This window comes from Aeromonas sp. 55A (genome assembly GCF_051919665.1).
Lineage (GTDB): Bacteria > Pseudomonadota > Gammaproteobacteria > Enterobacterales > Aeromonadaceae > Aeromonas > Aeromonas veronii.
This window is the reverse complement of sequence record NZ_JBQBEH010000008.1, coordinates 2,780,041-2,792,952: the sequence shown is the minus strand read 5'-3', so window position 1 is coordinate 2,792,952 and position 12,912 is coordinate 2,780,041. Positions and strand designations below refer to the sequence as shown.

The following is a 12,912-nucleotide window of genomic DNA, read 5'->3' as shown; positions in this document are numbered from 1 at the left end:
ACGGCGGGCTCCCCGGGAGCCCGCACTCAACAGACAGCAAGAGGTTGCAAGATGAACAGAGCATTGATGATGGCAGGGCTGCTGACCCTGCCGCTGGCGGCACAAGCACAAGCCGAAGAGGGATTTAGCAAGCAACTGACCCTCCCCTCCGGGCAGGTGATCCGGGTGGCGCAGGGGGCCGGTGAGCCCGCCTCCATCGGCAGCTATGACGTGCGGCTCTATTCGGGCCAGAACGCCCAATTTCCACTGGATGAGTTTCAGGATGGCAAGGTGATGGCCCGTAACGGCTTTATCCGGGAGCTGAAACTGGTCGATTTGAATGGCGACAAACAGCCCGAGCTGGTGGTCATCATCGAGAGCGCTGGCAGCGGCAGCTATCAGGATGCCGATGCCTACACCGTCAGCCCGCAGGGTGAGCTGGAGATCTTCAATCAGGTCAAGGAGCTGGAGCCCAAAGAGGATGTGGTCAAGGCGCTCAAAAGCCCGCAGGACTAAGCCCTCTCCCCGAATCTGAAATATAAAAGCCCTGATGATCAGGGCTTTGTTGTTTCTGCTGTTGGTACAAACAGCTCAGAGGCGGGTCGCCCGGATGGAGACCTGCGGCAGCGCCATCTCGTGCTGGGCAGCAACCAGTTGCAGCTCGTAGGCCCCCGCCAGCCAGGTCCGGGCCAGTACCGCATCCACGCTGGCGTTGGTAAGTTCGAACGCCGCTACCGGGGTACAACCGGCCAGCAGATTGGCCAGCAGGGTGGCGCTCAGCAGATCCCCCACCCCGATGGGATGGCGGGCAAAAGGGTAGAGCGGGCGGGAAAGATGAAAGGTCCCCTCCTCGCACACCAGCAGCATCTCGAAGCGGTCCATGGCAAAACCGGCCTTGCCCAGATGCTTGACCATCACCAGCTTGACCCCTTGCGCGCGCAACTGCTGGCACGCCTCAATGGCCTCCGGCACATTGCGGATATCGCGGCCGGTGAGCTGTTCCAGCTCCAGCAGATTGGGGGCCAACATATCGGCGCAGGCCAGTGCCCGGTTTTTCAGAAAATCGGCGACGCCGGGTGCCACTATGCACCCCTTGTCGGGATGACCCATCACGGGGTCACAAAAATAGAGGGCGGCCGGATTGAGCGCCTTGAGCCGGGCCACCGCCGCCAGGATCTCCTCCCCCTGTTCGGCCGAGCCGAGGTAGCCGCTCAAGATCGCATCGCACTCGGCCAGCACGCCGATCTCCGCCAGGCCGTTTACCAGCTGACGGATATGGCCGCCGGGCATCACCATCCCCTGCCAGCCTTCGCGGTATTGGGTGTGGTTGGAGAACTGCACCGTGTTCATCGGCCACACCTCGATCCCGAGGCGACGCATGGGAAAAACGGCGGCGCTGTTGCCGGCACAGCCAAAGACTACGTGGGATTGAATGGAGAGCACTCGCTTCATGGTTGGCGACTCACGCAATAAGAACAGGAATTCCGGAGGGAAAAACGGGCCTTGCGGCCCGTTGTTGTCACTTTCGACTGTTGTCACTGTCGATTAACGCAGCACCTTGACGGTGTAGCTGCCATCGGCCTGACGATAGAGGCCGTGGATATCGGTCTCGAAGCCCGGGTAGTGCGCCCCGATCTCGCACAGCATCTCGAGGAACTCGAGCACCGGCAGGGAATCCTGGGTCACCATCTCGCCCGGCAGCACCAGCGGTACTCCCGGCGGGTACGGCAGGATCATGTTGGCGCTGATGCGGTCAACCATGTCGCGCAGCGGCACTTCCACCACGTTGCCGGCCAGCTCTTGCTGCCAGGCGGCGTGCGGGGTCATCTTCATCTCCGGCAGCACGTCGAACGCCTTGAACATCAGCTCCGGCAGACGGTACTTGCTGGTCAGCTCGTGAATGCGCTGGGCCAGCTCCTGGATGCGCATCCCTTCGTAGAAGCTCGGGTCTTCACGATAGAGGCTCGGCAGGATGCTCTTGATGGTCAGGTTCAGGTCGTAGCCACGCTTGAACTCGGTCAGGGCGCGCAGCAGCTGCATCGCCTTGGACTGATCGATACCGATGGAGAAGAGGAACAGCATGTTGTAGGGGCCGGTCTTCTCGACCACGATGCCGCGCTCGTCCAGGAACTTGGAGACCAGAGAGGCAGGAATGCCCTTCTCCAGCAGCTGGCCGTCACGACCCATACCCGGAGTCAGCAGGGTGACCTTGATCGGATCCAGGTACATGTGGTTGTCATCGATGTCCTTGAAGCCGTGCCAGTCATCTTTCGGATCCAGCTTCCAGCACTCGACGGTGTCGATGTTGTCCGGCTGCCATACGTCGAAGAACCAGCCTTCGCTCTGATCACGCAGACGCTTGATCTCTTTGCGGAAGGAGATGGCGCGATCGATGGAGTCCTTGATCAGACGCTTGCCGGTGTTGCCACGCATCATGGCAGCAGAGATCTCGGTAGAGGCCACGATGCCGTACTGCGGCGAAGTGGAGGTGTGCATCATGAAGGCTTCGTTGAAGGTCTCTTCCTCCACGTCACCCTTGATGTGGATCATCGAGGCCTGGGAGAAGGCCGCCAGCAGCTTGTGGGTGGACTGGGTTTCGTAGAACACCTTGCCCGGCATGGCTTCACCGCTCATGCCGCACTTGCCTTCATAGATCGGGCTGAAGTTGGTGTAGGGCACCCAGGCACTGTCGAAGTGGATGTAAGGGGTATCCAGACTCTCCTTGATGAAGCCGGTGTTGTAGAGCAGGCCATCATAGGTGGAGTTGGTAACAACGGCGTAACGGGGAGCCTGGGCACCCGGTGTCGCGGCAACCTTGGCAGCGATGGTGTCGCGGCTGAATTCGCTCTGCGGGATACCGCCCAGAATGCCGTAGGCGTTGCGGGTCGGTCGGAAGTAGATCGGCGTCACGTCGTTCATCATCATCAGGTGAGTGAGCGACTTGTGGCAGTTACGGTCAACCAGCACTGTGCTGCCGGCCGGCGCGGAGTACATGCCGACGATCTTGTTGGCAGTGGAGGTGCCGTTGGTAACGATATAGGAGCGATCGGCGTTGAAGGTACGGGCGATGTACTCTTCGGCTTCCTTGTGCGGACCTGAGTGATCCAGCAGGGAGCCCAGCTCCGGCATGGAGATGGAGACGTCAGCCTTGAACGCGTTCGGGCCGTAGAAGTCATAGAAGATGCTGCCGGCCGGGCTCATCTGGAAGGCGGTACCGCCCATGTGCCCCGGAGTACAGAAGGTGTATTTACCCTCCTCCACGTACTTGAACAGTGCCTTGGTGAACGGCGGCAGGATGGCGTCCTGATACTCCTGGGTGGCCTGACCCATCTTGAGGGCGATGTCGTCGGCCATGCCGAGACGGTACTCGAAGAAGTGGACGTTCAGACGCAGGTCGGTCAGGTGAATGTCCAGAGTGGACTGGTCGTTGGCGAAGGCGAAGATCGGCAGCTTCTCGTTGCGATCGTGGATCTCCTTGCACAGACCCAGGGAGTATTTGTCCCAGTCGAAGATGGCGCCGCAAACGCGCGGGTTCTTCTCAATCAGTTTCAGCAGGTCGGCGACGTCGACCGGATAAACAACCTCGAAACCCTTGCGCTCGAGGGAAGCTTGCAGCTGGCGAATGGGTTCTTCTTTAAAGAAAACGCCGAGGTGGTTGAGGATGGCAATGATGTTCATCGTAATGCTCCACACGTGATGGGGCGCTCTCCATCAGGGATGGTGAGTGAAGAGCGCTCGGAAAAGGAAAACGGAATTAGTGGCTGGTCTGCTCTTTGAGCAGGGCGTCGTGCTGACGCAGACCCTGTTTCTTGGCGTAGAACATCAAGATGATGAGCGACACCACGAAGGTAGCGGTGAGGTTGGAACCCTTGGCACCCATCAGGGCCACCAGACAGAAGACACAGGCCACACCGGAGAAGATCATCGCGCCGATGCTGCGGGAGGTCATGCCCTCGAAGCGGATCAGGTTAATGCTGGAGTAGAAGTAGGGCAGCATGGTCAGCAGCACTGCATCTGTGGTCAGCACGTTGAAGAGATCGGCAGCGTGGGCGGACTGGGAGGTGAAGGCGGTCAGGCCAACCATCAGGGCAGTCATCTTGAGGGAGCCCAGGATCAGACCCTTCTTGGCCACACCGTTCTTGTCCACTTCGCCATAGATTTTCGGGAAGTTGCCGTCGTTGGCGGCACGCTTGCCCGCCTCGCCCACCAGCATCATCCAGGAACCGAGCGAGGTGAAGCAGGCCAGAGCGGTGAAGGCAGAGACGAACGGTGCAGACCAGCTACCGAAGATGGCGGAAGAGGCCATGGCAAACGGGGCGCCGGAGGCAGCCACTTCACCGGCCGGGAACATGCCGCTGATCACCTGGGTAGAGAGGATGTAGATAATACCGGCGATACCGGTACCCAGCATGGTAGCGAGCGGTACGGTACGCTTGGGGTTCTTCACCATGCCGGAAGAGACGGCGGCAGATTCAACACCGACGAAGGACCAGAGGCAGATCAGCACGGCGCTGATGACCGCATGCAGGTCGCTGCCGCTGGTGGTGTTCCAGTTCTGGCTGTAGACGGTGGCATCAAAATGACCCCAACCCATCACCGCAGTACCGACAACCGGCAGCAGGATCAGCACCAGACCCAGGGTACAGAGTCGGCTAACCCAGCTACCGCCAAGCAGGTTGACGAAGGTGAAGATCCAGACGGCAGCGATGGTGGCAGCGGCGGCCGGAATTGGGCTATTGAGAATGGGGAAGAAGACCGAGAGGTAGGAGACACCGGTAATGGCGATGGCCAAGTTACCGATCCAGTTGGCGTGGTAATAAAGCACACCGGTCTGGAAACCGAACACCGGAGAGATCTCGCCAGCGTAAGCAATGGGGCCACCCTCTTGCGGGTTCTTGGTAGCAAGGCGGGCGAAGACAAAGGCGAGGCCCATGGCGCCTACCAGACAGATTGCCCAGCTAAAGACAGAGATGGAGCCGATGGTGGCCAGTGCCGAAGGCAGCAGCGCGATGCCACTCCCCATCATGTTGCCGGCCACCACACCTGTACAGGCGATAAGGCCAATCTTCTTGCTCGTATCTAGGGACATAAGATCTCCGGTTCTATAAAAGGTCGGGTCGTCACATACACATTTGGCGGAACGCCCCGCCAAAGAATGGGCACAGACTAGGCCTCTCATCCCCGGAAAACATAAAGACCAGCTAACGGATAAAAATATGAGCCAACTTTTTTCGCCGCCTCGTCGATTTCGATAAAAACCATTTAAAAACAGTTAATTGACATCCGCCCACACAGCCATCTTGATAAAACCTTGATATCCTTTCGCCCCGTTTTTGCCCCTTGATAACCCCCTTATCTCGCCGTCTTGATATTTTTGGCCAGATAAACCCGGGATAAAGCAGCGCCCATTGCGCCCCCTCCCCTTGTAACCATCCGAACGCCCAACTGACCATCACCCTGAGTGGCCGCTCACCTCCTGCTTTCCCCTTCGCTCGGCTCATCACAATCCAGGCTCAGAGGTAAAGCGCAACGGCGATAACCGGTCAGCAATGAGAAATGGGTCGTGACAGACAGCTTATCCCGCCGCCAGCCATGAGCAGATGTCACAAGCTGCGTGCGCGGCGTGAAGCCGAACAAACGCGAGTGCCGCGAATGCCGTGGGCAAGACAAAGGCAGATGTAGATAGTGGGGAACTGCGGGGGATAAATCGGGCCGCACCAGAGCGACTATCCCCGGTGGCAAAGAAGCAGGATTGAAACGAGCAGAAACCGCACAGGCCGCCCGAAGGCAGCCTGTGGATGGGGTCGGCAATCGCGCCGACCGGGGGAAAACCAACACTGCGGAGTTAGAAGAGCTTCACCTTGCTCTGGCCCAGCGCATTGAACAGAGCCGGCGTGAGGCTCTCCATATTGCTGTAGAAACCGAGTTGCTGGCAGAGCAGATAGGTCTGCTCGGTCGCCTCCATCAGGAAGGCCTGACTGTAGGCATCCCCCGCCGCCTCGGGGCGACCATCCAGCTCCGCCAGCTTGCCCTGCAGTATGTAATAGAGCACCGAGCGGCCGCGACTCGCCGCCTTCTCCAACAGATAGTTGGCCTGCTGTTGCTGGCCGTTGAGGATCGCCTGCAGGGTCAACGCCTCCCACACCCGAGCAGGGAGAGCGCCGCTGTTTTGCACCACGCTGGCGAGATGGGTGCCAATCCCCTGCAACCGCTCGCTCTCGGATTTGCCCGCCAAGGTGGCCAGCGCCTCGCCAGCCAGATAGCGCTCCGCCAGCAGCAGCGGCTGATCCGGATGGGCAATCAGCGCCTGCTCCAGCAGATCAATCCCACGCTTGAGGGCGACCGGATCCCGGCTGTTGATGTAGTACTGCGCCTCCATCATCGCCATCAGGGAGGCATCATCGGTGGGCCAGCCCATCCCCGGCTCGGCATCGGGTTGGTCGAGGGCGCGCAGCAGATCCTGGCTGCTCGCCTGCAACACGCCGTGCACACTGTGGCGACTGAGCTGGTACTGATGGCTGAACAGCACCCGGTTGGTATTGATATTGCGATACTCCAGATCGAGATAGGTGCCACGGGGCTGGCGGGTGACCCGCACACTCAGCTCCTTGCCGGGCATGATGCCCCCCATCAGAGTGGTGGCGCCGTACTGCACCCGCAGCGGCGTCGCCACCGCCACCTCCCCCATCAGGGCGCGGGTAATGCCATCGGCGAGGCGCACGTTCTCGTTGTTGTCATCCATGCCGGAGTGGAAGCGGAACACCAGCAGATTGGGATCCAGCATGGCATGCACCTGGGGGCTGGTGTGCTGGTAGCTGAGCATGCTGACAATGGCGATCAGCACGATGGCCACGAAGATATCGAAACTCACCATCTTCCAGCGGCTGCGGGCATCCTTGGCATGGGTGGAGATGGCGCGGGTCAGGGGCCCGGCGGGAAAAGGGGCAACATTGGGCTGTGCATCATCATCCTGATCAGACGCGGGCGGGCTCAGATCGGAGAGAGTCGGGTTGTCGGAGAGAGCGGTATTGACCACAGGAGCGGGCTGCTCATCCGCCATCACCACAGAAACCACCTGCAGCGGCCTTACCGGTGCCACCAGCTTGTAGCCGCGCTTGGGCACGGTGACGATATAGTCGGTCGCATCGGTGCGACCATCTTTGAGGATCTTGCGCAGTTCGAAGATGGACTGGGTCACCACCTGATCGGTCACCTCGGCGCCATCCCACACCTCGTTGATCAGGGCATCGCGGCCAAACACGGTGCCGGCATTGTGGGCCAGAAACCGCAACAGATTGACCAGTCTGGGTTCGAGGTAGACCTCGCGGTCGGGTCGACACAACATGTTGTCGTCAACGCTCAGGGTCCAGTCGTGGATCTCAAAAACCGATTCGCTCATGATTCACTCGCTGCAGATGGTGACAATGCACGATGAGAGAGACGCAAAACCCGGGCTGACTGAACGGAACAAGGCGCTATCACCACAGGTGACAGATAAAAAGAGAACCGAAGCAATCACATCTCTGAGAGTCAGTCTGGCCAGGCCATCCTGTTTACGTCTGAAGGGCATCCTTGCGGGCATTCCGACCACCGGGATCGGAAGGGATCACTTTAAGCAAAACGGGAGCTGGATCCCACTTTTTTTGGCTATAAATCGCCGTTGAGTTGATCCGACACCGCACTTTTCGGCAAATAGCGTGCCAACTAGTATTCATATGAACATCCCATATGCCGTAATCAAAAAGCCCTGAACATCAGGGCTTTCTCATTTCTTCGACCATCGGGGAGACATTACTTCGCCAGCGGGAGCGCATCCTGCTGACGACTGCGGCGCAGATGACGCCGCCACAACGAGAAGCCGCCGTAGCCAAGACTCAGCACCACCGCATAGAACACCTGGGAGGCGAGCGCCACCAGCACCAGAGCACAGAGCAGCACACTCACCCCCGCCAGCCCCTTGCCCACCCCGCCAAGCAAACGCCAACCCGCCGCCATACAGAGCAGGTAGACCAGCACGAAGTTACCGTTGGCGTAGCGGATCAGCTCATCGAGCGGCAGTCGCAGCCAGATGATGAGGGTGATGCAGAGCAGACAGATGGCGAGCACCAGAGTGAGCGCCCGCAGCGGCGCGCCGCGCGCGGTGAGCACGGCCAGCGAGGGGGGCAACTTGCCTTCCCGCGCCATGCTCCAGATCAGCCGGGCAAAGCCCTGAATGTAGATATTGATGCTGGCAAAGCAGGAGAGGTAGCCGAGCACCGCCACCAACCACTTGGCGGTGGGGCCGAACAGCAGCGCCAGCAGGGAGGGGATGGCGGTGGCGTTTTTCGCCTCATCGCCGTAGAGGCCATATTTGAGCACCACCAGCGAATGCACCCAGTAGATAAGCCCCGCCAGCAGCACCCCGCCGAGCAGGGCGATGGGGTAGTCCCGCTCCGGCCGTTTGAACTCCTCCCCCATATGGGCGAAGGCTTCCAGCCCGACAAAACACCAGAACATCACCGCCAGCGCCGTAGCCATGGCGGGCCACTCGTCCGCGCTCGGCAGCGGCCGGGCCGCATCGCGCCAGCTCACCTCCCCCTTGAACCAGATAAGCAGGGTGAGCCCCAAAATGGCGAGCGCGATCAACAGTTGCAGGTTGCCGGAGGAGCGCGCACCGCGCAGCCCCAGCAGGAATACCCCGAGCAGGGTGAGCAGCTGGATGGCCCAGAGGGTCCACTCCCCCATCTCGAACAGGGCATGCCAGAAGCCGGCGGCAATCATCAGGGCGGCAGGCAGCCCCACCGGCAGCACCGCCAGAAAGAGGAAGGCGGAGAAGCGCTCGGCGCCGTTGCCAAAAGCGAGGCCAATCAGGTGCGGCGCACCGCCCGCATGGGGATAGCGACGGCCGAGGCGAGCGAAGGTAAAGGCGATGGGCAGCACCAGCGCTATCAGCAGCAACCAGGCCCAGAGCGAGGCCCCACCCGCCAGCGAGGCGGCAGTCGCCGGTACCACGAAGATCCCGGTGCCGAGCAGCGAGGTGGCGAGCAGCCCCATCCCCTGCCAGAGCCCGAGATCCTTTTTCAACCCAGACATATCCTTTTGTCCTGACTAAAAAAACATCCCGCCATGTTAGGCCTGCCCCGCCCCTTTGTTAAGCACGGCAGCGAGAATATGCAGCCCTTTATTTGGGCTCGGACTCAGCTTGCAGGGATTCGGCCAGAAAATCCCCCAGCAGGGTGATTTTGAGCACCTGCCGCCGCGCCGCCGGATAGATGAAGTAAAGGATATTGGCCGGGCTCTGATAGCGGCCAAGCAGCGGCAGCAGACGCCCCGCAGCGATATGGTCACGCACCTGTTCGGCTGGCTGCAAGGTGATGCCAGCCCCCGAGAGCGCCGCCGTCAGCAGCGCCGGCCAGTGGTTGATGCGCAGGCGCGAGGCGACCCGCACCTCCTCGCGCTGGCCATCCTCGCCAACAAATTGCCAGCGCTCGTGCTCCCCCCAGTTGCCGTGCAGACACTGGTGGCGAACTAGATCGGCCGGATGACGGGGCACGCCGTGGCGATTGAGGTAGTCGGGGGCAGCGCAGAGGCGGTAGTGCTGGGACAGCAGCGGACGGGCAATGAGTGTCTCATCCTGCGGGCGCAGGGTACGGATGGCGGCGTCGACCCCCTCCTCCACCAGATCGACCCAGCGCGGGGTGAGCTGCAGATCCAGATCCAGCCTGGGGTAGCGGTCGAGAAAAGCGGGCAGCAGCGGCACCAGCCGGTGGTGGCCAAAACTGAGGGGAGCGGCGATGCGCAGCCGTCCGGCCGGCTCGGCCAGCAGATTCTGGGTGAGCGACTCGGTCAGTGCCAGCTCCTCCAGCACCCGCTGGCAGCGAGCCAAAAACAGCTGGCCCAGCTCGGTGAGAGTCTGCTGGCGGGTGGTCTTGTGAAACAGCTTGCCCCCCAGCCACTGCTCAAGCCCCAGCACATGCTTGCCCACCATCTGGGCGCTGATCCCCTCTTCGCTCGCCACCGCGCTGTAGGAGCCGAGATCCACCACCCGGGTGAAGATACGCATGCTGGTCAATCGGTCCACAACCCCTCCTTTTTGCCCGTTTCAAGGCCGTTTGGCCCGCGACGAGGGCTCTATTCACAACCAAAAGTTTAGTAAGAAATGGATTTTAGCCAATTTATTCAACTTTTAGTTGCCAATACAGTGATGCTATCCCTCCCCCACAGGATAAATTCCCATGAAAAGCACCTATCTGGCCGCCCTGCTGGTCGGTCTGCTGGCTACCGGTGTCAGTCAGGCCGCCGAGAGCAGCTTTATCAGCAACCACGATCAGGCCCCTGCCTCAGCAACTCAGGCCCGGCCCGATATCTTTCGGGTCAGCCTGCTCGGCACCGGCACTCCGGTGCCCCAGATCAGCCGGGGCGGCTACAGCACCCTGGTCGAAGCGGGCAACCAGAAGCTGGTGTTCGATTTTGGCCGCAACTCCGCCACTCGCCTGTGGCAGCTGCATATCCCCATCGGCCGGGTCAACGCCTTCTTCCTCACCCACTTTCACTCCGACCACACCAACGGGCTGGCGGATCTCTGGCTGACCGGCTGGCTGCAACCAGCCTATGGCCAGCGCCACGCGCCGATGGAACTCTACGGCCCCAAAGGCACCACAGCTCTCGCCCGTGGCTTGCAGCAGGCCTACGCCACCGACATCGCCACCCGGGTCAAGGATGAGGGAACGCCGCTGGACGGGGTGGAGATCAACAGCCACGAGGTCACCGCCGGGGTGGTCTACAACCATGACGGGGTCAAGGTAACCGCCTTTGACAACGACCACGGAGTCAACATCAAGCCGTCATTCGGCTATCGCATCGACTATCACGGCCACAGCGTGGTGCTCTCCGGCGATACCCGCTACAGCCCCGAAGTGGTGAAGCAGGCCAAAGGGGCCGATCTGCTGGTGCACTGCGTCTCCATGACCTCTGCCGAGCAGATGAAGACCAACCCCGGCTACAAGGCGATCGCCGGTCACCTCGCCTCCCCCGAGCAGGCGGCCCGGGTAATGAACGAAGCCAAACCGGCGCTGACCGTGTTCAGCCATATCGGCCTCAACGGCAAGATCAGGGTCAAAGATCTGGCGCAGGATCTGCGCGCCCGCTACACGGGCCCCTTCGTCATCGGCAACGACCTGATGCAGATTGATCTGCCCACCACGGCCTCCGGCAAGGGCTATGCCCTCTGGCAGTCGGAAAATATCGACAATGCCCAATCCTGAATCCCGGCCATAAAAAAGCCGCCTCTTGCGAGGCGGCTTCTTCATTCAACTTGGTAACCGACGTTATCAGGCAATCAGCTTGTAGATGATACCGGACATGGCGATCAGGCCGATGATGGTCACGAAACCGTTGCTGATGTTGCCAGCGTATTTGCGCATGGCCGGAACCTTGGTGATGGCGTACATCGGCATCAGGAACAGCAGCATTGCGATGATCGGGCCGCCCAGGTCTTCAATCATGCCGAGGATGCTCGGGTTGATGGTGGCGATGGCCCAGGTAGTCAGGATCATGAACACGGCAGTGACTTTGTTCAGTTGCTTGGTGTCAACGTTCTTGCCCTTCTCGCGCAGCGCCTTGGCCATCAGGCCGTTCATGCCCTCTTGCGCACCCAGGTAGTGACCCAGGAAGGATTTGCTGATGGCAACCATGGCGATCAGCGGAGCCACAGTACCGATAACCGGGTTATCGAAGTGGTTGGCCAGGTAGGACAGGATGGAGATGTTCTGTTCTTTGGCAGCAGCCAGGTCAGCCGGGGAGAGGCTCAGTACGCAGCTGAATACGAAGAACATAACGGTCATCACCATCATGACGTGGGCGCCCAGCAGGATGTTGCTGCACTTCTTCTCGGCACCTTCACCGTAACGACCTTTGTTGTCCACCGCGAAGGAGGAGATGATCGGGGAGTGGTTGAAGGAGAACACCATTACCGGGATAGCCAGCCACAGGGTCTTGATGAAATCACCGTTGAAGGCGTCGGACAGGGCCGGAGCTTCAGTGATGATGGCACCGTTCCAGTGCGGGATCAGGTAGAACGCCAGACCCATCAGGGTGAGCACGAACGGGAATACCAGCACGCTCATCGCTTTGACGATAACCTGGCCGCCCAGACGAACAACCGCCATCAGACCGAGGATCAGGGCCAGTGACAGAACGGCACGGGGAGGTGCAGACATGCCCAGCTGGTGAACAATCACGCTCTCGACGGTGTTGGTAATGGCGACTGAATACATCAGCACGATCGGGTAGATGGCAAAGAAGTAGAGCAGGGTGATGAATTTGCCTGCGGTCTTGCCGAAGTGCTCTTCTACTACTTCAGTGATGTCGCCATCACGAGTAGAGCCGGACAGCACGAAGCGGGTCAGACCACGGTGAGCAAAGAAAGTCAGCGGCAGCGCCAGGATCAACATGGCAACCAGCGGCCACAGACCACCTACACCGGCGTTGATTGGCAGGAAGAGCACACCGGCACCGATCGCGGTACCGTACAGACCCAGCATCCAGACCACATCGGCCTTGTTGACGCCGCGGGAGGTGTTGCTGGCTAAACGACCATCAGCTGCAATATTCATGTCAGACATACGTTGTTCCTGTCATCTAGGAAAATGGGATTCTTGTTTGGTCGGGCCTTGGCCCGGTTCCATCTCCCTGGAACGCCTGCTGTCCGTCCTTGATATTAACCTCTCGCCCCCCGGCAACCTGGCCATCACTCCTTGTGACAACAGGATTGCAACAAACAACAGTGCGAGATTTTGACCCTGAGGGTCGGCGCCCGTCTCACTTAACAACCGATTAACGTGCGCCACTCTTGATGGGCTGACTTTAATTAAATGCCCTTATTAATCACAGCGTTTTTTTGAATTAATCAACCAAAGTTTGATTTTGGTCGCCTTTCGGACGACCAAGATCACA

At 60.1% G+C, this 12,912-nt stretch carries 9 protein-coding genes; 2 read left to right on the top strand and 7 right to left on the bottom strand.

All coding sequences use genetic code 11. From position 1 onward, the window contains the following. The first annotated feature begins 51 nt into the window (after positions 1–51). On the top strand, positions 52–495 hold the full coding sequence (locus ACTG2G_RS17040; protein WP_005338483.1) for a PliI family lysozyme inhibitor of I-type lysozyme: 444 nt from the start codon (positions 52–54) through the stop codon (positions 493–495). Positions 496–570: 75 nt separating this feature from the next. Here ACTG2G_RS17040 and pdxY read toward each other — a convergent pair whose 3' ends face one another. The 6 genes from pdxY to ACTG2G_RS17010 all read right to left on the bottom strand — a co-directional run bounded on the left by pdxY (position 571) and on the right by ACTG2G_RS17010 (position 10,039). Then, positions 571–1,431 carry a pyridoxal kinase PdxY gene (gene pdxY, locus ACTG2G_RS17035; RefSeq protein ID WP_439985662.1) on the bottom strand — a complete coding sequence of 287 codons (861 nt, stop codon included), beginning with the start codon at positions 1,429–1,431 and terminating at the stop codon, positions 571–573. A gap of 93 nt (positions 1,432–1,524) precedes the next feature. Further along, the gene (locus tag ACTG2G_RS17030) at positions 1,525–3,657 is read right to left on the bottom strand and encodes a lysine decarboxylase CadA (protein WP_005349824.1); all 2,133 of its coding nucleotides are present in this window, start codon (positions 3,655–3,657) and stop codon (positions 1,525–1,527) included. 76 nt (positions 3,658–3,733) lie between these two features. Continuing rightward, a complete protein-coding gene (gene cadB / locus ACTG2G_RS17025) occupies positions 3,734–5,068 on the bottom strand; it encodes a cadaverine/lysine antiporter (protein WP_439985661.1) in 1,335 nt (444 codons plus the stop codon). Positions 5,069–5,824: 756 nt separating this feature from the next. Beyond that, positions 5,825–7,378: a lysine decarboxylation/transport transcriptional activator CadC gene (gene cadC / locus ACTG2G_RS17020; RefSeq protein ID WP_439985660.1), complete on the bottom strand. Its 1,554-nt coding sequence runs from the start codon at positions 7,376–7,378 to the stop codon at positions 5,825–5,827. 392 nt (positions 7,379–7,770) lie between these two features. Then, entirely contained in the window at positions 7,771–9,051 is a 1,281-nt protein-coding gene (yjeH, locus tag ACTG2G_RS17015; protein WP_439985659.1) for an L-methionine/branched-chain amino acid transporter, read from the bottom strand. 88 nt (positions 9,052–9,139) lie between these two features. Beyond that, a complete protein-coding gene (locus tag ACTG2G_RS17010; protein ID WP_439985658.1) occupies positions 9,140–10,039 on the bottom strand; it encodes a LysR family transcriptional regulator in 900 nt (299 codons plus the stop codon). A 154-nt stretch (positions 10,040–10,193) separates the two neighbouring features. Here ACTG2G_RS17010 and ACTG2G_RS17005 point away from each other — a divergent pair, with 154 nt between their 5' ends. Further along, positions 10,194–11,222, top strand: a complete 1,029-nt coding sequence (locus ACTG2G_RS17005; RefSeq protein ID WP_439985657.1) for an MBL fold metallo-hydrolase — start codon at positions 10,194–10,196, stop codon at positions 11,220–11,222. Between the two features lie 66 nt (positions 11,223–11,288). Here ACTG2G_RS17005 and ACTG2G_RS17000 read toward each other — a convergent pair whose 3' ends face one another. Further along, positions 11,289–12,581, bottom strand: a complete 1,293-nt coding sequence (locus tag ACTG2G_RS17000; RefSeq protein ID WP_005338498.1) for an HAAAP family serine/threonine permease — start codon at positions 12,579–12,581, stop codon at positions 11,289–11,291. Positions 12,582–12,912: the final 331 nt, after the last annotated feature.